18 protein-coding genes and 1 tRNA gene are annotated in these 20607 nt (G+C 63.6%); 5 read left to right on the forward strand and 14 right to left on the reverse strand.

What is annotated here, in order from left to right; all coding sequences use genetic code 11:
* Positions 1–4: 4 nt before the first annotated feature.
* From cyoD to murJ, 10 genes are all read right to left on the reverse strand, one after another.
* Positions 5–340 carry a cytochrome o ubiquinol oxidase subunit IV gene (cyoD, locus tag RQH86_RS05315; protein WP_005989936.1) on the reverse strand — a complete coding sequence of 112 codons (336 nt, stop codon included), beginning with the start codon at positions 338–340 and terminating at the stop codon, positions 5–7.
* Complete coding sequence (gene cyoC, locus RQH86_RS05320) at positions 340–972, reverse strand: cytochrome o ubiquinol oxidase subunit III (protein ID WP_181112921.1); 633 nt, start codon at positions 970–972, stop codon at positions 340–342. Before cyoC ends, cyoD begins: the two co-directional genes overlap by 1 nt.
* Complete coding sequence (gene cyoB, locus RQH86_RS05325) at positions 969–2969, reverse strand: cytochrome o ubiquinol oxidase subunit I (RefSeq protein WP_055845528.1); 2001 nt, start codon at positions 2967–2969, stop codon at positions 969–971. The genes cyoC and cyoB overlap by 4 nt, the downstream gene beginning before the upstream one ends.
* Complete coding sequence (gene cyoA / locus RQH86_RS05330; protein WP_055845531.1) at positions 2969–3904, reverse strand: ubiquinol oxidase subunit II; 936 nt, start codon at positions 3902–3904, stop codon at positions 2969–2971. The genes cyoB and cyoA overlap by 1 nt, the downstream gene beginning before the upstream one ends.
* 360 nt (positions 3905–4264) lie before the next feature.
* Positions 4265–4340, reverse strand: a tRNA-Thr gene (locus RQH86_RS05335).
* A 130-nt stretch (positions 4341–4470) separates the two neighbouring features.
* Positions 4471–5421, reverse strand: coding sequence for a 4-hydroxy-3-methylbut-2-enyl diphosphate reductase (gene ispH, locus RQH86_RS05340; protein ID WP_115514419.1), 951 nt, complete (start codon positions 5419–5421; stop codon positions 4471–4473).
* Positions 5422–5486: 65 nt separating this feature from the next.
* Positions 5487–6005, reverse strand: coding sequence for a signal peptidase II (gene lspA / locus RQH86_RS05345; protein WP_055845533.1), 519 nt, complete (start codon positions 6003–6005; stop codon positions 5487–5489).
* Positions 6006–6234: 229 nt separating this feature from the next.
* Complete coding sequence (gene ileS / locus RQH86_RS05350) at positions 6235–9066, reverse strand: isoleucine--tRNA ligase (protein WP_311239483.1); 2832 nt, start codon at positions 9064–9066, stop codon at positions 6235–6237.
* A gap of 6 nt (positions 9067–9072) precedes the next feature.
* Positions 9073–10161, reverse strand: coding sequence for a bifunctional riboflavin kinase/FAD synthetase (locus RQH86_RS05355; protein ID WP_311239482.1), 1089 nt, complete (start codon positions 10159–10161; stop codon positions 9073–9075).
* A gap of 272 nt (positions 10162–10433) precedes the next feature.
* Entirely contained in the window at positions 10434–12038 is a 1605-nt protein-coding gene (murJ, locus tag RQH86_RS05360) for a murein biosynthesis integral membrane protein MurJ (RefSeq protein WP_311239498.1), read from the reverse strand.
* A 116-nt stretch (positions 12039–12154) separates the two neighbouring features.
* Here murJ and rpsT point away from each other — a divergent pair, with 116 nt between their 5' ends.
* Positions 12155–12424, forward strand: coding sequence for a 30S ribosomal protein S20 (rpsT, locus tag RQH86_RS05365; RefSeq protein WP_002807888.1), 270 nt, complete (start codon positions 12155–12157; stop codon positions 12422–12424).
* A 91-nt stretch (positions 12425–12515) separates the two neighbouring features.
* On the opposite strand, the gene obgE is transcribed toward rpsT, so the two are convergent.
* From obgE to rplU, 3 genes are all read right to left on the reverse strand, one after another.
* Positions 12516–13565 carry a GTPase ObgE gene (obgE, locus tag RQH86_RS05370; protein ID WP_311239481.1) on the reverse strand — a complete coding sequence of 350 codons (1050 nt, stop codon included), beginning with the start codon at positions 13563–13565 and terminating at the stop codon, positions 12516–12518.
* Between the two features lie 253 nt (positions 13566–13818).
* Entirely contained in the window at positions 13819–14079 is a 261-nt protein-coding gene (gene rpmA / locus RQH86_RS05375) for a 50S ribosomal protein L27 (RefSeq protein ID WP_002807880.1), read from the reverse strand.
* Between the two features lie 12 nt (positions 14080–14091).
* A complete protein-coding gene (rplU, locus tag RQH86_RS05380; RefSeq protein WP_005989959.1) occupies positions 14092–14412 on the reverse strand; it encodes a 50S ribosomal protein L21 in 321 nt (106 codons plus the stop codon).
* Between the two features lie 292 nt (positions 14413–14704).
* On the opposite strand from rplU, the gene uvrA reads away from it, so the two are divergent.
* Both uvrA and RQH86_RS05390 read left to right on the forward strand, forming a co-directional pair.
* Entirely contained in the window at positions 14705–17680 is a 2976-nt protein-coding gene (gene uvrA / locus RQH86_RS05385) for an excinuclease ABC subunit UvrA (RefSeq protein ID WP_311239480.1), read from the forward strand.
* Positions 17680–18084 carry a thioesterase family protein gene (locus RQH86_RS05390; protein ID WP_311239479.1) on the forward strand — a complete coding sequence of 135 codons (405 nt, stop codon included), beginning with the start codon at positions 17680–17682 and terminating at the stop codon, positions 18082–18084. The genes uvrA and RQH86_RS05390 overlap by 1 nt, the downstream gene beginning before the upstream one ends.
* 240 nt (positions 18085–18324) lie before the next feature.
* Here RQH86_RS05390 and RQH86_RS05395 read toward each other — a convergent pair whose 3' ends face one another.
* Positions 18325–18789, reverse strand: coding sequence for a copper chaperone PCu(A)C (locus tag RQH86_RS05395; RefSeq protein ID WP_311239478.1), 465 nt, complete (start codon positions 18787–18789; stop codon positions 18325–18327).
* 23 nt (positions 18790–18812) lie between these two features.
* On the opposite strand from RQH86_RS05395, the gene RQH86_RS05400 reads away from it, so the two are divergent.
* Positions 18813–19583, forward strand: a complete 771-nt coding sequence (locus tag RQH86_RS05400; RefSeq protein ID WP_311239477.1) for an enoyl-CoA hydratase/isomerase family protein — start codon at positions 18813–18815, stop codon at positions 19581–19583.
* Positions 19584–19642: 59 nt separating this feature from the next.
* Positions 19643–20548, forward strand: a complete 906-nt coding sequence (gene tesB / locus RQH86_RS05405) for an acyl-CoA thioesterase II (RefSeq protein WP_311239476.1) — start codon at positions 19643–19645, stop codon at positions 20546–20548.
* Positions 20549–20607: the final 59 nt, after the last annotated feature.

Below are 20607 nucleotides of genomic sequence, written 5' to 3' on the forward strand. Positions count from 1 at the left end.
CGTCTCAATGCATCATGTTGACGTTCATGTTGTGCAGCACCCACAGCGAACCGACGATCACGATGCCGATGATCAGCAGCGAGAACAGGCCCACCTGCACGTTGGAGCGCTGCTCGGGCGTGCGATCCATATGCAGGAAGTACACCATGTGCACCAGCATCTGCACCGCAGCCATGACCGAGATCACGACGATAGTGACGCCCTTGGAGAACGCCCCGCTCATCACCATCGCAAACGGGATGACGGTGAGGATGACGGCCATGACGAAGCCGATCAGGTAGGACTTCAAACCGCCGGCATGCGCATCGGCCGCGGTCTCGGTGTGGTGGTGATTGGCCATTACAGCGCTCCCAGCAGATAGACGACGGTGAACACACCGATCCAGATGATGTCCAGGAAGTGCCAGAACAGGCTCAGGCAGGCCAGACGCGTGCTGTTGCGCGCAGTCAGGCCGTTCTTGGAGATCTGGATCACCAGCACTGCCATCCACAACAGGCCCGACGCCACGTGCAAACCGTGGGTTCCGACCAGGGTGAAGAAGGCGGACAGGAACGCGCTGCGCCCCGGGCCGGCACCTTCATGGATCAGGTGATTGAACTCCCAGACTTCCATGCACAGAAAGCCGATACCCAGCAGCGCGGTCACGCCCAGCCAGCCATACAGGCCGGTCATGCTGCGCTTGTGCGCAGAGATCATCGCGAAGCCGAAGCTCAAGCTGCTGAACAACAGCAGGAAGGTTTCCACCAACACGAACTTCAGATCGAACAGCTCCTTGGCGGTCGGCCCGTCCACCGTGGCGCCGGAGAGCACCGCATAGGTGGCGAACAGACCGGCAAACAGCAGGCAGTCGCTCATCAGATAGACCCAGAATCCGAAGACGGTGTTGCCACCGCCGTCGTGATGCTCGTGGTCGTGATCGTGGCCGCCCGCGTGGGCGGCGTGGTCAAGCGTGGTCGAGGAAGCCATGGTCATACCACCTTCGCGGCCTGCGCCGCCTGTTGCTGTTCGAGCAGGGCGAAGCGCGCGTTTTCGATGCGCTCCACTTCATCGGCCGGCACCCAGTAATCGATGTCGTCATCGAAGGTGCGCACGATGAAGCTACCGATCATGCCCACCAGGCCGAGGATGGCCAGCCACCAGATGTGCCAGATCAGACCGAAGCCCATCAGCACGCTGAAGGCACCCATATACACGCCTGCACCGGTATTGCGCGGCATATGGATCGGCTCGTACTTGGACGGACGCACCCAGCCCTTGCCATTCTGCTTGTCGGCCCAGAACTGATCGCGGTCGTCGATGTGCGGCAGCACGGCGAAGTTGTAGAACGGCGGCGGCGAAGAGGTTGCCCACTCCAGCGTACGGCCATCCCACGGATCGCCCGTGTAGTCCATGTGCTCCTTGCGCTTCCACACGCTGTAAACGATCTGCAGCAGATTCAGGAAGATACCCATGCCGATGATCGCAGCACCGGCCGCAGCGACATACAGCCACGGCGCCCACTCGGGATGGTTGTAGGTACTCATGCGACGGGTCATGCCCATGAAGCCGAGCACGTACAGCGGCATGAAGGCCACGAAGAAACCGATGATCCAGCACCAGAACGAGGCTTTGCCGATCTTCTCGTTGAGCTTGAAGCCGAACGCCTTCGGGAACCAGTAGGTCAGACCTGCCAGGTAGCCGAACACCACGCCGCCGATGATCACGTTATGGAAGTGCGCGATCAGGAACAGGCTGTTGTGCAACACAAAGTCCACGGCCGGAATCGCCAACATCACGCCGGTCATGCCGCCGATGGTGAAGGTGATGATGAAGCCGATGGTCCACAACACCGGCGAGGTCATGTGCACGCGACCGCGGAACATGGTGAACAACCAGTTGAAGATTTTCACGCCGGTCGGAATCGAGATGATCATCGTCGTGATGCCGAAGAAGGCATTGACGTTGGCACCCGAGCCCATGGTGAAGAAGTGGTGCAACCACACCACGAACGACAGCACGCCGATGCACGAGGTGGCGTACACCATCGAGGTGTAGCCGAACAAGCGCTTGCGGCTATAGGTGGCGATCAATTCGGAGAAGATGCCGAACGCCGGCAGGATCAGGATGTAGACCTCCGGGTGACCCCAGATCCAGATCAGGTTGACGTACATCATGGCGTTGCCGCCACCGTCGTTGGTGAAGAAGTGCGTGCCCAGGTAACGGTCGGCACCCAGCAGCGCCAGCGCCACGGTGAGGATCGGGAATGCAGCGATGATCAGGATGTTGGTGATCAACGCGGTCCAGGTGAAGATCGGCATGCGCATCAGGGTCATGCCCGGCGCGCGCATCCGCATGATCGTCACGAAGAAGTTCACGCCGGTCAGCAACGTACCTAACCCTGAGACCTGCAACGCCCAGATGTAGTAATCGACACCGACCCCTGGACTGTATTCCAGCCCCGACAACGGCGGATACGCCAGCCAACCGGTCTGCGCGAATTCACCGACGCCGAGCGAAATGTTGATCAACGCTGCGCCGGCCACGAACAGCCAGAAGCTCAGCGAGTTCAGGAACGGAAACGCCACGTCGCGTGCACCGATCTGCAGCGGCACAATCAGGTTCAACAGGCCGGTCATGAACGGCATGGCCATGAAGAAGATCATGATCACGCCATGCGCGGTAAAGATCTGGTCGTAATGGTGCGGAGGCAGGACGCCTTCGCCACCGTTACCCGCCAATGCCTGCTGGGTACGCATCATGGCCGCATCGGCAAAACCGCGCAGCAACATGACCAGCGCCACGATGATGTACATCACACCGATGCGCTTGTGATCCACCGAGGTGAACCACTCCTTCCACAGGTAGCCCCACAGCTTGTACTTGGTGATGGCGCCCGCGATGAGCAGGCCGAGCAGGCCTGCACCACCCAGCGCGATCATGATGATCGGCTCGTGGTACGGAACCGCCTCGATGGTAAGTTTGCCTAGCATCACTTGTCTCCAGAAGTGCACATGGCGACCGGCTCTACAGCCGATGCCTCATGGTCGCCGTGGCCTTTGCTATGGCCCGGACCATTCATGTATTTGTCGACCAGCGACCGGAACATGCCGTCCTGCACCGACGAGTAGTAGGTGACCGGATACTGTTCTTTGTCGTTGCGATTGGCAGCCAACACCTGATATTCGGCGGCATTCAAGGACGTCGGCGATGCCTTGACCTTGGCCACCCACGCGTCGAAGCCGGCCTGATCGACCGCATGCGCCTTGAAGCTCATCTTCGAAAAGCCGTGACCGCTGTAGTTGGTCGACAGGCCGAAGTATTCGCCGGGCTCGTCGGCCACCAGATGCAGCTTGGTTTCCATGCCCGCCATCGCGTAGATCATGGTGCCCAGGTGCGGAATGAAGAACGAGTTCATCACCGTATCGGAGGTGATCTTGAAGTTCAGCGGCGTGTGCACCGGGAACGCGATCTCGTTGACGGTGGCGATGTTCTGATCCGGGTAGATGAACATCCACTTCCAGTCCAGCGACACTGCTTCGATGTTGAGCGGCTTGACGTCCGAATCCAGCGGCCGGTACGGGTCCAGCGCATGCGACGAGCGCCAGGTCAGCACCGCCAGCACCAGGATGATCACGCATGGAATCGACCACACCACCACTTCGATGGCGGTGGAATGCGACCAATCCGGCTCGTAGCGCGCCTTCGTGTTGGATGCGCGATATTTCCACGCGAACGCAATCGTCATCACGATCACCGGGATGACCACGATCAGCATGAGCACCACGGAAGTGATCAGCAGTTGCTTCTCGTCGTGGCCGATCTGGCCTTTCGGATTGAGGATGGCCGAGTTGCACCCTGCCAACAGCAGGAAGGGCAACATCAGACCTGGACGAAGTAAACGCCCGAGATGTTTCAGCGGAATCATCGGTCGATCCAAGTGCGAAGGAACGCCAGCCGCGCGCATCGTCTCCGGCAAGGGAGATGTCCGACGATGCCCTTCCCTGTTGAAGGCGGGCCCGCGCAGACCGAAGACACGAGTTAGCGCGCTAATTTTAGTCTTTGCTGCACCTGCACGAAACCCATTGGCAATGATCTGCCGCAATAAATGCGCGCAAAATCGTGCGACATGTTGTCGCAGCGCAGCGTAAGCCAAGATGGGTGCAGCGATGGCCGTCGTTGCGGCCTGCAATCGCACTGCAATGCATGCGACAACTGGGTGAAATTGCGCCTGCAGAGGCCAAAAACGCAACTGGGCCGGCCAAGGGCCGACCCAGTACTGAAGCGATGGTGCCGGAAATAGGAATCGAACCTACGACCTACGCATTACGAATGCGCCGCTCTACCAACTGAGCTATTCCGGCGAGCCGTGCATTGTAGGAGCGTAGCCGGGGGCTGGTCAATCGCCCCAGGGGCGGGCGCCGGCGTCAGCGACGTGGCGGCACCCAAACGCTGCTCACTCTGCAGCGGCCAACGTTGGCCATCGACGCGCAGTCAGCTGACCAGACGCAGCCGCAGTTCCTTGGGCAGTGCGAACACCATCGATTCGGGCTCACCTTCCAGTTCGGACACGCTACCCGCACCCAGCTCGCGCAACCGGGCCAGCACGCCATCGACCAGTACCTGCGGTGCAGACGCACCGGCGGTGAGGCCAATATTCTGCTTGCCGACAATCCAGGCCGGATCGATCTCGCTGGCGTTATCGATCAGATACGACTCCACACCGTCGCGGCGGGCGAGTTCGCTCAGCCGGTTGGAATTGGAGCTATTGGGCGAGCCGACCACCAGCACCAGATCGCACTGCCGCGCCAGATCGCGTACCGCGTCCTGGCGGTTCTGGGTGGCGTAGCAGATGTCGTCATGCCGCGGCCCTTGCATCGCCGGGTAGCGTGCGCGCAGCGCCTCGATGATGCCCATGGTGTCGTCGACCGACAGCGTGGTCTGGGTGGTGTACGCCAAATTTTCCGGCTGATTGATCTGCAGCGTGGCGACCTGATCGAGGTCTTCCACCAGATAGATCGTGCCCGGGCCGCGCTCGCGGCTCCACTGCCCCATGGTGCCTTCTACTTCCGGGTGTCCGGCATGGCCGATCAGCACCACATCGCGGCCGGCCCGGCAGTGCCGCGCGACCTCGAAATGCACCTTGGTCACCAGCGGGCAGGTAGCGTCGAACACCTTCAAGCCACGGCGCTCGGCCTCCTGACGCACCGCCTGCGAGACGCCGTGTGCGCTGAAGATCACCGTGGCGTTATCGGGCACCTCGTCGAGCTCTTCGACGAAAATCGCGCCACGTTGCTTGAGGTCGTCGACCACAAAGCGGTTGTGCACGACTTCATGGCGTACATAGATCGGCGCGCCCAGCGTCTCGATCGCGCGCTTGACGATCTCGATCGCACGGTCGACACCGGCACAAAAACCACGGGGATTGGCGAGCAGGACATCCATGGCGAGCATTCTACGGGAATGGAGAAAGAGGGTCGGAGCAAGCGGGGCGCGTCGGCAACCGGGCTTCAGGGGCGATTCCCGATTCCCGGCTCGCGCTTGCCGCCCTTGTCGAACAGCCCGAACACGGCAATCCCGATGGCACCGCCCACGATGGCCGAGTCGGCGATATTGAATGACGGCCAGATATGGCTGCCGATGTACCACTGAATGAAATCGACCACGTGGCCGTGCATCAGCCGGTCGATCACATTGCCGATCGCCCCCCCGATCACCAGCGCGTAGGGCAGCGCACTGCGCCATTCGCCGCGGGCGGTGCGCGACAGCCAGAACGCCAGCAGGCCGCTGATGCCCACCGCCAACGCGGTGAAGAACCACAGCTGCCAGCCACCGGCATCGCTCAAAAAGCTGAAGGCTGCGCCGGTGTTATAGGTGCGGTACCAGTTCCAGAAGCCGTCGATGACCGGCACCGGGGTGTACTCGGGCAGGCTGGACAGCACCCAGGCCTTGCTCCACTGGTCCAGTCCGATTACGACGGCTGACAGCACGAGCCAGATCAAGGCAGAGGGTTTGGGTCTTGCGGTCATGGAATCACCTTAACTGTTGCTACTCCCGGGTTCGGGAGAAGCTGCCCGGCGGGCAAATCGGCAAGCAACGCCGAATGCGCCATCGCGGCCCTCATCCGGCGCTGCGCGCCACCTTCTCCCGCTTGCGGGAGAAGGAATAATTGGAACGGACTCCCGCTTGCGGGAGAAGGTGTATTGAAACGGACTCCCGCTCGCGGGAGAAGCAATCACGACATCAGAACCAGCGACGCTAGAACCAGCGACGCTCCTCGCCAGGGCCTTCGATATTGCTGACGCAACGGCTGCACAGTTCCGGGTGACGCGCATCGCTGCCCACGCTGGCCTGGTGGTGCCAGCAGCGCACGCACTTGGCCTTGGTGGTCGGCTGCGCGCTGACGAAGATGTCGTCGGTACTGGCCGCAGTCACGGTGACGTCGCCACTGATGAACAAAAAGCGCAGCTCCTCGGCCAGCGGCTGCCAGCGCGCGGCGGTCTGCGCATCGGCGGCCACGGTGATCTCCGCTTCCAGCGCCGCACCGATGGCGCCATTGGCACGCATCGGCTCCAGCACCTTGGACACCTGCTCGCGCAGGGCCAGCAACTTGTCGACATCCGCACTGGTGAGCGCGGCAGCGGCAGGCAGCGGCGCCAGCCCGTCGTACCAGGTAGCGAACAACACGTTGCCGACATGCTCGCCCGGCAGATACGCCCACAACTCTTCGGCAGTAAAGGTCAGCACCGGCGCCACCCAGCGCACGAACGCTTCGGCCACGTGATACATCGCGCTCTGCGCCGAGCGGCGACCGCGCGCGTCTTCGGCCATCGTGTACAGACGGTCCTTGGTGACGTCCAGGTACAACGAGCCCAGGTCCACGCTGCAGAAATTCAGCAGCGCCTGCACGATCTCGGCGAAGTCGTAGCGCGCGTACGCGGCGACGATCTTTTCCTGCAGCTCATGCGCGCGATGCACGATCCAGCGGTCCAGCAGCACCATGTCGTCCAGCGCCACCAGATGCTGCAGCGGGTCGAAGCCATGCAGATTGCCGAGCAGGAAGCGCGCGGTATTGCGCAGACGGCGATAGGCATCGGCGTTGCGCTTGAGGATCTCCTGCGACAGCGACATCTCGTTGCTGTAATCGGCCGATGCGATCCACAGGCGCAGGATGTCCGCGCCGAGGGTCTTCATGATCTCCTGCGGTTCGATGCCGTTGCCGGACGACTTGGACATCTTGCGGCCGTGCTCGTCCACGGTGAAGCCATGGGTGAGGCACTGCTTGTAGGGCGCCGCCTTATCCATCGCCACGCCGCTCAGCAGCGAGGACTGGAACCAGCCGCGGTGCTGGTCGGAGCCTTCCAGATATAGATCGGCCGGCTTGGGCAGGCCGCGGTCCACCAACACTGCTTCATGGGTCACGCCGGAGTCGAACCACACATCCAGGATGTCGGTGATCTTGTCGTAGTCGGCCGCTTCATCGCCCAGCAGTTCGGCCGCGTCCAGCGTGTACCACACGTCCACGCCGCCCAGCTCTACGCGGTCGGCCACCTGGCGCAGCAATTCGGTGCTGCGCGGATGCGGCTCGCCGGTTTCGCGATGCACGAACAAGGCGATCGGCACGCCCCAGGTGCGCTGGCGCGAGATGGTCCAATCCGGGCGGCCTTCGACCATGCCGGCGATGCGCGCCTGGCCCCACGCCGGGTACCAGGTCACCTGCTCGATGGCCTTGAGCGCATCGGCACGCAGGTTGGCCTGCTCCATCGAGATGAACCACTGCGGCGTGGCGCGGAACGCGATCGGCGTCTTGTGGCGCCAGCAATGCGGGTAGCTGTGCTCCATCTTGCTGGCCGCCAGCAACACACCGGTGTCGCGCAGCGCCTCGATGATGACGTCGTTGGCCTTCCAGATATGCAGGCCGGCCAGCACGGTGTCGCCCAGCGGCGGCGTGGAGGGCAGATACACGCCACGCCCGTCCACCGGATTGATCTGCGCGGCGCTGTAGCGCTCCAGCAGGCCGTACTGCTTGGACACCTGATAGTCCTCCTGACCATGACCGGGCGCGGTATGCACGGCGCCGGTACCCTCCTCGGCAGAGACGTGCTCGCCCAGCAGCAGCGGGATCTCGCGCTCGGCATAGAAGGGGTGATTGAGGAGCATCTGGTCCAGCACGGCGCCCTTGGCATGGCCATGCACCGTCACGTCGTCCACGCCATAGCGCGCCAGCACCCTGGCCGCCAGGGCCTCGGCCACCACCAGCCAGCGCGGCTGACCGCGATCGGCCGGGCCTTCAACCAGCACGTAATCGAGCTCTGCGCCCAGGCTCACCGCCAGCGATGCCGGCAGCGTCCACGGCGTGGTGGTCCAGATCGGCACCGCCACGCTGGTGCCTGACGGCAGGCTGGCGCCGAACGCAGCAGCGACCGCCGCCGGATCGCGTGCCGGATAGGCCACATCCACCGTCGGCGACACCTTGTCGGCGTATTCGATCTCGGCCTCGGCCAGCGCCGAGCCGCAATCGAAGCACCAATGCACCGGCTTGACGCCGCGGGTCAGATGGCCGTTATCGACCACCTTGGCCAGCGCACGGATTTCGTTGGCTTCGAAGCGGAAATCCAGCGTCTTGTACGGGTTGTCCCAATCGCCGACCACGCCCAGGCGCTTGAAGTCGCGCCGCTGCAGATCGATCTGCTCGGTCGCGTATTCGCGGCACTTCTGACGGAACTCGGCCGCGTCGAGCTTGACGCCGACCTTGCCGTATTTCTTTTCGATCGCGATCTCGATCGGCAGGCCATGGCAATCCCAGCCCGGGATGTACGGCGCATCGAAGCCAGCCAGATACTTCGACTTGACGATGATGTCCTTGAGGATCTTGTTGACCGCGTGGCCCAGATGGATCTGGCCATTGGCATACGGCGGGCCGTCGTGCAGCACGAACAGCGGACGCCCTGCCGCGTTGGCGCGCAGCTGCGCATACAGCCCCTCGCGCTCCCAGCGGTCCAGCATCGCCGGCTCGCGCTTGGGCAGGTCGCCGCGCATCGGAAATTCCGTCGCAGGCAGATGGAGAGTGGCTTTGTAGTCTTGGGTCACAGGAATCTACCGTTGCGCTGCGTGAGGTGATGTACGGGGATGTTGCGAGGGAGTGGCATCGACGGCATCTGCGTCTGCAGAGCGGTGCGAAGAACCGCCGTGTTGCCCCTCCACGGAAAGACCGGCGGAGCGTGCAACGCTCTCATCGGCAGCAAGCAGTCGCGAGGGGCTCGCTTTGAGCACGGCGCGCGCCTGCTCGGCATCGCGGTGCATCTGCACGGTGAGCGCATCGAGCCCATCGAACTTTTCTTCGTCGCGCAGCTTGGCGACGAATTCCACTTCGATATGCCGGCCATACAAATCGCCCTGAAAATCGAACAGGTGCGCTTCCAGCAACGGCTCCACACCGGCCACGGTGGGCCGCGTTCCGAAGCTGGACACCGATGGCCACGGCCGCTCGGCTACGCCATGCACCCAGGTCGCGTAGATGCCCGACAACGCCGGGGTGCGCGGAAAACGCAGATTGGCAGTGGGATAGCCCAGCGTGCGCCCCAATTGCTTGCCGCGCACTACCCGCCCACCGATGGCATACGGGCGGCCGAGCAATTCGCCGGCGGGCACGAACTCGCCGGCACCCAGCAGCTCGCGAATGCGCGTGGCAGAAATCCGTTCGCCATGCAGGTGCACGGGCGTGATTTCGCCAGCCACAAATCCATGCTGCTCACCCAACGCACGCAGCAAGGTGATATCGCCGCCACGCCGATGACCGAAACGGAATTCCGGGCCGATCCACACTTCGCGCGCACACAGCCGGCCAACCAGCCCCAGGCGTACGAAATCTTCTGCACGCATGGCCGACAAGCGGCCGTCGAAACGGATCAGGCCAACGCTGTCGGCACCGAAGTCGTACAGGCCTTCGATCTTGGCGCGCGCCAGGGTCAGGCGCGGCGGCGGCGCGGCCGGGGCGAAAAATTCGCGCGGCAGCGGCTCGAAGCTCAACGCTACCGCTGGCACGCCCAGCGCACGCGCACGCGCGACGGCGTGCTGCACCAACGTCCGATGCCCCAGGTGCAGGCCATCGAAGGCGCCGATGCAGACCACGCTTCCGTGCGGGAACAGCGTCCCGCCCTCGACGTCTCTAAACAGCCTGCTCATTCCTCGATCCAAACAGATGCCGGCTTGGCGGCCGGCCCTCGCTGATACATAACCTGCAAGTATAGCCGTGCCTGTCAAGCCGCATGGCCGCGCACCGGACGCGCGCAGCGTCGGCAGAGACCGCAGCCTAGGCAGGCGGCGGCCTGCAATCGCTCCCTGGCCGCAACGCCGGCACAGACCGCGGCAGACCTGCCACGGCTGTGCGGCCCTTGCCGACTGCAGACACCGGCTGCACTCGCCAGGGGGCCATTGCAGCGTTCGGCATCCGCGACTCAGCTCTCGCGCAGATGCCGCGGCCGCAAGCCCAACGCCAGTTGCGCGACCACATAGGTCAGCCCGCCACTGCCGACCAGCACCGCCAACCAACCGATGCGATCCCACTTCTCCATCACGGTGAACGATGGCAGCCACCACAGCAGGCCCAACAGCACCGTCACCATCGCCGCGCATGCCAGCAGCAGGCGTGCTGCATAGCCGCCCCACCCTGGCCGGCGCTGGTACACCCCGGACTTGCCGAGCCAGTACCACAGCAAACCCAGGTTGAGATAACTCGACAGCGCGCTCGCTATGCCCAGCGCCAGGTGCAGACCCGGCTGCTTGCCCAGCGCCTGCATGACGCCCTGCGCCTTGAGTTCGGGCGGCACCATGATCTGGTAGACCACCGCCAGCAACGCAAAGTTGAACACCATGTTGGCGATCAGCGCCGCCACGCCGGCACGCACCGGGGTGCGGGTGTCCTGGCGGGCGTAGAACGCCGGCAGCACCACCTTGAGCATGGCGTAGGCCGGCAGACCAAAGCTCAGGCCGTAGACCGACATCGCGGTCATCCGCGTATCGAAGGCGGTGAACTGGCCGTACTGGAACAACGTCGCCACCAGCGGCTCGGCCAGCAGCAGCAAGCCGAGCATCGCCGGCACTGCGATCACCAACGTGATGCGGAATCCCCAGTCCAACGCACCGGAAAACGCCGCGCGATCGGTCTTGACGTGATGCCGCGCCAGCGCCGGCAGGATCACCGTCCCCAGCGCCACCCCGAACACGCCCAGCGGCAATTCCAGAAAGCGGTCGGCCAGCGACAGCCACGACTGCGAGCCATCGGTCAGCTTGGCCGCGATGACGGTGTCCAGCAGCAGGTTGATCTGCGCGATCGATGAGCCGAACAGGGTCGGCACCATCAGAGTCAGTACCTTGCGCACGCCTGGATGTTGCCAGCCCCAGCGCGGCAGGGTCAGCAGGTTGATGCCTTTCAGCGAAGGCAGCTGGAACAGCAACTGCAGCATGCCTGCCGCCAGCACCGCCCAGCCCAGCGCGAGGATCTGCTTTTCCGGCGTGCCGCCCAGCTTCGGCGCCAGCCACACGGCGCCGGCGATCATGCACAGGTTAAGGATCACCGGGGTCAGCGCCGGCATGGCGAACTTCTGGAAACTGTTCAGCGCCCCTCCGGCCAGCGCGGTCAGCGAGACGAATAGCAGGAACGGGAAGGTCAGACGAAACAGATCCACCAGCAGGCCGTGCTTGGCGGGGTCGGTCCCCACCCCGCTGGAGAACAGCGAGGCCAACTGCGGCGCAAAGATCAGCGCCAGCGCGGTGACCAGCAGCAGCACTCCACCCAGGGTGCCGGCCACGCGCGACATCAGTTCGCGCAGATCGGCATGCGGCCGGGTTTCCTTGACCTCGGTGAACACCGGCACGAAGGCGGTGGCGAAGGACCCTTCGGCAAATAGCCGACGCAGGAAATTGGGGACCCGGAAGGCCGTCCAGAACGCATCGGTCAACGCATTGGTGCCGAAGGTGGTGGTGATGACCTGGTCGCGCACCAGCCCCAGCACCCGCGACACCATGGTCATACTGCTGAATGAGAGCAGGCCTCTCAACATGCCAGGCTTGCTCACGCTGCATCCCTCTTGACAACTGACTTGACGTACATATCCAGGTCCATCATACTTTCGCGCTTGCTTTTTCCACCATACCGATTCTTCAGGAACCCACCACCGTGGCCAATATCAAGTCCGCCAAGAAGCGCGCCAAGCAGACCGTTGTGCGCAATGAGCGCAACACCGGACAGCGCTCGATGCTGCGCACCGCCGTCAAGAAGGTGATCAAGGCCCTTGACGCCAACGATGCTGCAGGCGCCGAAGCTGCTTTCGCCGTTGCTCAGCCCATCCTCGACCGTTTCAGCGCCCGTGGCCTGATTCACAAGAACAAGGCTGCGCGTCACAAGAGCCGTCTGACCGCTCGCATCAAGGCCATCAAGGCCGCGTAAGCGATCAGCTGCGACGTTACCGGAAGCCTGGCTTCCGGTAGCACAGAAAAACCCGGCCTCGGCCGGGTTTTTTGTGTGCCTGTCCGTGCACTCAGCCCGCATTGCGCGCCTCGAGCTCGTCCTCGCGCTGGCGGTCGAAGAATGCCATGACGTCCTTCATGATCGGGAAGGTGCCATCGCGACCCAGCGCGGACACCAGGTACCACGGCGCGGTCCAGCCCAGCTCGGCCACGATGGTTTCGGCAGCGGCACGCGCCTCGTCCTCGAACATCAGGTCGGCCTTGTTGAGCACCAGCCAACGCGGCTTCTTCAGCAGCTCGGGGTCGTGGCGCTCCAGCTCACGCTCGATGGTGCGCACCTGATCCACCGGCGACACATCCACACCGCCATCCATCGGCGAAATGTCCACCAGATGCAGCAGCAGGCGCGTGCGCTGCAGATGGCGCAGAAACTGCGTACCCAGGCCGGCGCCATCGGCGGCACCTTCGATCAGGCCCGGCACGTCGGCGATCACAAAGCTGCGGTAGGCCTCGACGCTGACTACACCCAGATTCGGATACAGCGTGGTGAACGGATAGTCGGCCACCTTGGGCGTTGCCGAGGACACCGCGCGGATCAGCGTGCTCTTGCCGGCATTCGGGAAACCCAGCAGGCCAACATCGGCCAGCAGCTTGAGCTCCAGCTTGAGCAGGCGCTCTTCGCCCTCTTCACCGGTGGTGGACTGGCGCGGCGCGCGGTTGACCGAGCTTTTGAAATGCATGTTGCCCAGGCCGCCCTTGCCGCCCTTGGCGACCAGCAGCCGATCGCCGTGCTGGGTCAGGTCGCCGATCACTTCATCGGTCTGCACATTGACGACCATGGTGCCGACCGGCACCACGATGATGCGATCTTCGCCACCCTTGCCATAGGCTTGGCGGCCCATGCCGTTCTCGCCGCGCTGCGCCTTGAAGGTGCGCTCATGACGGAAATCGACCAGGGTGTTGACGTTCTCGTCGGAGACGATCCAGACGCTGCCGCCGGCACCGCCGTCGCCACCGTCGGGCCCGCCAAGCGGAATGAACTTCTCGCGGCGAAAGCCGACACAGCCATTGCCGCCGTTACCAGCGGTCACCAGGATTTCTGCTTCGTCGACTAACTTCATGAGCTTACAACCGGGAATTGGGAATAGGGAGTGGGGAATCGGCCACAGGAAAGCGGCGTGACTCCTGCCAGCGAGCGCACTCACCGGCACGACAACAGAGAGCGAAACGGAGTCAGGAGCCGGCTTTTCCGACCCCTTATTCCCCATTCCCGATTCCCAGCCGTCAAACGAAAAACCCCGCCGAAGCGGGGCTCTCCGTGTCGTTCGCAACCGCGCTGGCGCGGCTAAGAACTGGCCTGCATGGAGCGGGCGATTACGCCTCGGCAACCACGCTGACGGTACGACGCTTCTTCGCACCCTTGACCGAGAACTCGACCTTGCCGTTGACCAACGCAAACAGCGTGTGGTCGCGACCCAGGCCGACGCCGGCGCCCGGATGGAACTGGGTGCCGCGCTGACGCACGATGATGTTGCCGGCGTCGATGGCCTGGCCACCAAAGATCTTCACGCCGAGGTACTTCGGGTTGGAATCGCGACCGTTGCGCGAGGAACCTACGCCTTTTTTATGTGCCATGACTGGTTCTCCTTACTTCTTGTCGCCACCGGCGATGCCGGTGATCTCGATTTCGGTGTAGTACTGACGGTGTCCCTGACGCTTCATGTGGTGCTTGCGGCGACGGAACTTGATGATGCGCACCTTGTCGGCGCGGCCATGAGCCACGACCTTGGCGGTGACCGAGGCGCCCTTCAGCGCATCGCCCAGCTTGATGCCATCGCTATCGCCCAGCATCAGGATGGTGTCGAACTTGATCTCGTTGCCTGCTTCGACTTCGAGCTTTTCCACGCGGAGCGTTTCGCCCTGCGCGACGCGGTATTGCTTACCGCCGGTTACCAGAACTGCGTACATGACCAGGTTTTCCTCTGTAGTTATTATGGTCGCACTGACGTGCCCTAGGGCAGACAGGAGCGGGATTGTACTGGCTTAGCCGGTTTCGGGTCAACCTGCAAGCAGGTCAACCGCCGCGCACCGGAATCGGGCCGGTGCAACGCATCATCCGGTCGCCACAACGGCCCGGTCAGACTGGCATTTGGGGCAATTGCCCTCACCTAGGTCGGCGGGTAGGCTGATCGACTGCCACTCATTCCTGCTGAGCACGCTCGCACCACTGCCGGTTCGCCGGCCCGACATCGGATCCCCCATGGCGATGGATTTCATCCGCATCCGCGGCGCGCGGACGCACAACCTCAAGAACATCGACCTCGACCTGCCTCGCGACAAACTGATCGTGATCACCGGCCTGTCCGGCTCGGGCAAGTCGTCGTTGGCGTTCGACACCATTTATGCGGAGGGCCAGCGCCGCTACGTCGAGTCGCTGTCGGCGTATGCGCGCCAGTTCCTCAGCGTGATGGAAAAGCCGGACCTGGACCATATCGAAGGGCTGTCCCCGGCGATTTCGATCGAACAGAAGTCCACCTCGCACAACCCGCGCTCCACCGTGGGCACGATCACCGAGATCTACGACTACCTGCGCCTGCTGTATGCACGCGTCGGCCAGCCGCGTTGCCCGGATCACGGTTTCCCGCTGGAAGCGCAGACCGTCAGCCAGATGGTCGACCACATGCTCACCCAGGATCAGGAACAGCGCTACATGTTGCTGGCGCCGGTGATCCGCGACCGCAAGGGCGAGCATGCGCAGGTGTTCGAACAACTGCGTGCGCAGGGCTTCGTGCGCGTGCGCGTGGATGGCGAGTTGTACGAGATCGATGCGGTGCCGGCACTGGCGCTGCGCCAGAAGCACACCATCGAAGCGGTGATCGATCGTTTCCGTCCGCGCGAAGACATCAAGCAGCGGCTGGCGGAAAGTTTCGAAACCGCGCTCAAGCTCGGCGAAGGCATGGTGGCGGTGCAGTCGCTGGACGACCCGGCCGCAGCCCCGCATCTGTTCTCGTCCAAGTACAGCTGCCCGGTCTGCGATTACTCGCTGCCGGAGCTGGAACCGCGGCTATTTTCGTTCAACGCACCGGTGGGCGCCTGCCCCAGTTGCGATGGTCTGGGCATGGCCGAATTCTTCGACCCGGACCGGGTGGTGGTGCATCCGGAACTATCGTTGTCTGCGGGTGCGGTACGCGGCTGGGATCGGCGCAATGCCTACTACTTCCAGTTGATCGCCTCGCTGGCCAAGCACTACAAGTTCGACGTGGATGCGGTGTGGAACACGCTGCCGGCCAAGGTGCGCCAGGCAGTCTTGTTCGGCAGCGGCGATGAGGTGATCAGCTTCACCTACTTCACCGATGCGGGCGGGCGCACCACGCGCAAGCATCGCTTCGAAGGCATCCTGCCGAATCTGGAACGGCGCTACCGCGAGACAGAATCGCCGGCCGTGCGCGAAGAGTTGACCAAGTACGTCAGCCAGCAGCCCTGCCCTGCCTGCAACGGCACACGCCTGAATCGCGCTGCGCGCAACGTGTTTGTGGCCGACCGCCCGTTGCCGGAGTTGGTGGTGCTGCCGGTCAACGAAGCACTGAACTTTTTCCGCGGCTTGTCGCTGCCGGGTTGGCGCGGCGAGATCGCCAGCAAGATCGTCAAGGAGATCGCCGAGCGCCTGGGATTCCTGGTCGATGTCGGCCTGGATTACCTCACCCTCGAACGCAAGGCCGACACTTTGTCCGGCGGCGAAGCGCAGCGCATTCGTCTGGCCAGCCAGATCGGCGCCGGCCTGGTCGGGGTGATGTACGTACTGGACGAGCCGTCGATCGGCCTGCATCAGCGCGACAACGAACGCCTTCTCGGCACGCTGACGCGGCTGCGCGACCTGGGCAATACGGTAATCGTGGTCGAGCATGACGAAGACGCGATTCGACTGGCCGATCACGTGCTGGACATCGGCCCCGGCGCCGGCGTGCACGGTGGCGAAATCTGCGCACAGGGCACGCTGCAGGACATTCTGGATTCGCCACGCTCGCTGACCGGCCAATACCTGTCCGGCAAGCGCCGCATCGAAATTCCCAAGCAGCGCCACAAGCCCAACCCGAAGATGATGCTGCATCTGCGCGGGGCGACCGGCAACAACCTCAAGAATGTCGACCTGGAGATTCCGGCCGGCCTGTTGACCTGCATCACCGGCGTGTCCGGCTCGGGCAAGTCGACGCTGATCAACGATACCTTGTTCACACTGGCCGCCAACGAGATCAACGGTGCCTCGCATACGGTGGCACCGCATCGCGAAGTAGAAAATCTGGACCTGTTCGACAAGGTCGTGGATATCGACCAGTCGCCGATCGGGCGCACCCCGCGCTCCAATCCGGCGACGTATACCGGTATGTTCACCCCGCTGCGCGAGCTGTTCGCACAGGTACCCGAGTCGCGTGCGCGCGGCTATTCGCCGGGGCGTTTCAGCTTCAACGTGCGTGGCGGCCGCTGCGAGGCGTGTCAGGGCGACGGCATGATCAAGGTGGAGATGCACTTCCTGCCCGACGTGTACGTGCCGTGCGATGTTTGCCACGGCAAGCGCTACAACCGCGAGACGCTGGAGATCCGTTACAAGGGTTTCAACATCAGCGACGTGTTGCAGATGACCGTCGAAGACGCGCTGCGCTTGTTCGAGCCGGTGCCGTCGATCGCGCGCAAGCTGGAAACGCTGATCGATGTGGGCCTGAGCTACATCAAGCTGGGCCAGAGCGCGACCACGCTGTCTGGCGGTGAGGCGCAGCGTGTGAAGCTGTCCAAGGAACTGTCGCGCCGCGATACCGGGCGCACCTTGTACATCCTCGACGAACCGACCACCGGCCTGCATTTCCACGACATCGAAGCGCTGCTCGGCGTGCTGCACAAGCTGCGCGACGAGGGCAACACGGTGGTGGTGATCGAACACAATCTGGATGTGATCAAGACCGCCGACTGGATCGTGGATCTGGGCCCGGAAGGCGGCCATCGTGGTGGCACCATCCTGGTGTCCGGCACACCGGAAGACGTGGCCGCGCACGAGGCGTCCTACACCGGGCAGTTCCTGGCCAAGATGCTGCCGTCGGTCAAGGCACGCGAGACCCGCCCGGCCGCAATGGCCAACAAGCCGGATGCGCGCCCACCGCGCAAGGTCAAACCGGAGAAGGTGGCCAAGGTCGCCAAGTCCGCCAAGTCCGCCACCAAGAAAACTGCAAAGAAGAAGGCAAGCTGATGAGCGAACACAAGATCCTGGCACGCATCCCGATCAGCGTGCGCTGGCGCGACATGGACAGCATGGGCCACGTCAACAACGCCAAGTACATTTCGTATCTGGAAGAAGCGCGCGTGCGCTGGATGCTGGGCGTACAAGGCGTCTCGATGACCGACCGCATCGCGCCGGTCGTTGCCGCCACCAACGTCAACTACAAACGCCCGCTGGTGTGGCCCAACGACATCACGGTGGAGTTGTTTGTCGAGCGTCTGGGCAGCAGCAGCATCACCATCGGCCATCGCATCGTCGACCAGAAGGACGACAGCGTGCTGTATTCGGACGGCAACGTGGTGGTGGTGTGGATCGATACGCAGACCGGCAAGAGCGCCGCGCTGCCGGAGCCGGTGCGCGCAGCGAGCAGTTGACGCACATCTGTGCAGACGCAGGTCAGTGATGCACGGCGGCTTCCTTAGCGGAGCCGCCGTTTTTGTTTTTGGTGGCGTCCACGGCTGCGAGTGACTGCAAGCCTTGGGGCTCTGGATGCGATGTGGGCGCGTACGATTTCGTCGGCGCCTGGCTTTACTTCGCGCTGCACTTACGTACTGCAAGCACACAGCGCAGGTTGCTGTGCAGCGCCCGATCCGCAACTCGGGGCGAGACGGTTACTACTTCGGCGCGCGCGTCCGTGCCTGTAGCGTGGTCTGTACCTGCCGGCCATCCTGCAAGATAAATACCACCGGCACCTGTGCGCCTTCCTTCAACGGTGCCTGCGACCGCATCAGCATCAGGTGCAACCCGCCTGACGCCAGCGTCACCATCGCGCCAGGCAACAACAACAACTCGGGTACGGCACGCATGCGACTGACCCCATCGGTCTGCAGGGTCTGGTGCAGCGACACCTCGCCAAAGGCGGCGCTCTTGATCCTGGTCATCCGCACTGCATGTGGGCAGTCGTTGTGAAAGCTGCCAAATCCTGCCGCCATGCCCATACCACCCGGTGGCGGAATCCGCACCCAACCGTCCTTGAAGGTCGGCATGCATTGCGCAGATGCGCCTGCACTGACCAGTAGCGCCACTGCACCAATGACGCTGCGCCGCACGCGCCGCCTGCTGTCACTGCCGTCTATCATGACCCGACCTCCAGGAGCCCCGAATGAGCATCCAGATCTTAGACCACGGCCGAATTCGTGAAATCCGTCTGGCGCGCCCGCCGGTCAATGCACTGGATACCGCGCTCTGCCAGGCACTGAGCGCGGCCGTGCAGCAGCTGGACGCCACGGTCGACGGCGTGGTGCTATCGGGCAGCGCACGCATTTTTTCCGGTGGCATGGATGTACCGCACCTGCTGTCGCATGGCACCGACCGCGCTGCACTGCTGGCCAGCTGGACCGCCTTCTTCGATGCGGCGCAAGCACTGGCCAACTGCCCGGTGCCGGTGGTCGCGGCAATCGGCGGCCATGCACCGGCCGGTGGCTGCGTGCTGGCGCTGTGCTGCGACTACCGGGTGATGGCGCGCAGCGCCGATACCGCCCGGCCGTACACGATCGGCCTGAACGAAGTGCAAGTGGGGTTGGCGGCGCCGGAAGGTATCCAGCGGCTGTTGCGCCGCGTGGTCGGTGCGCATCGTGCCGAACGCTTGTTGATTTCCGGCCAGTTGCTACCAGCCGAACAGGCCGCCCAGATCGGCTTGGTCGATGAGCTGGTCGACGGCGAGCTGGTCACCGCGCGCGCAGTGGCGTGGCTGCAGGAGCTGCAACAGTTACCGCGTCAGCCAATGCTGGCCACGCGTGCGGTGGCAAGGGCGGATTTGCGCGCGGCGCTCCAGCCGGAGCTGATCCAGCTGGAGCGCTTCGTCGACGGCTGGTACGCGCCCGATGCCCAGGCCGCGTTGCGTGGCTTGGTCGAACGCCTGCAAAAGGCCTGAACGGTGGTACGCAGGCGGCCCGCTATAATCGCGGTCCGTCGCACGCCCAGGCCAGCCCCTTGTCCGCCACCGCCGAACCCGTCGTCTCCGAACTGACCAGCCTGCTGTCGCTGGAGCGCCTGGAAGACAATTTGTTTCGCGGCCAGAGCCGCGACATCGGCACCAAGTACGTGTTCGGAGGACAGGTGCTGGGCCAAGCGTTGTCGGCCGCGCAGGCCACGGTGGAAAACGGCCGCCAGGCGCATTCGCTGCATGCCTATTTTCTGCGTGCCGGCAATATCGACCACCCGATCGTCTACGACGTCGACCGCACCCGCGATGGCGGCAGTTTCTCGGTCCGCCGGGTCACTGCGATCCAGCACGGCAAAGTGATCTTTTTCTGCGCGGCCTCGTTCCAGGAACACGAAGACGGTGCCGAGCATCAGTCGGTGATGCCAGTGGTGCCACCGCCGGAAGACATCGAACCGGCCGCACCGCTTGCGCCGGAGGTGCTGGCGAACCTGCCGGCCAAGGTGCAGCGCTGGCTCTCGCGCGGTGGCCCATTCGAGTTTCGCCACGTGTTTCCGCGCGACGAACTCAAGCCGCCCAAGCGCCCACCGTTCCAACAGATGTGGCTGCGCCTGAACGACCCGATCGGCGACGATGTCGGCCTGCACCAAGTGCTGCTGGCCTACGCCTCGGATTTTCAGTTGCTGGGCACCTCCACGTTTCCGCACGGCATCAGTTATTACACGCCGAATGTGCAGATGGCCTCGCTCGACCATGCGCTGTGGTTTCACCGCCCCTTCCGCACCGACGACTGGTTGCTGTACTCGCTGGATAGCCCCACCGCGCAAGGCTCACGCGGCCTGGCACGTGGGCAGTTCTTCACCCGCGATGGCGTGCTGGTCGCCAGCACCACGCAGGAAGGCCTGATCCGCGTGGTGCCCGAGGGCAGCGCGATTGCCGTGCCGGCCAAGGGCTAGGCGTAGATGGGTGGCGCTACCGTGTCGCGGACTCATCAATCGATGGCGCAGATGGCGGG

Source organism: Xanthomonas sp. WCS2018Noco2-27 (genome assembly GCF_031843525.1).
In the GTDB taxonomy this organism is placed as follows: Bacteria; Pseudomonadota; Gammaproteobacteria; order Xanthomonadales; family Xanthomonadaceae; genus Xanthomonas.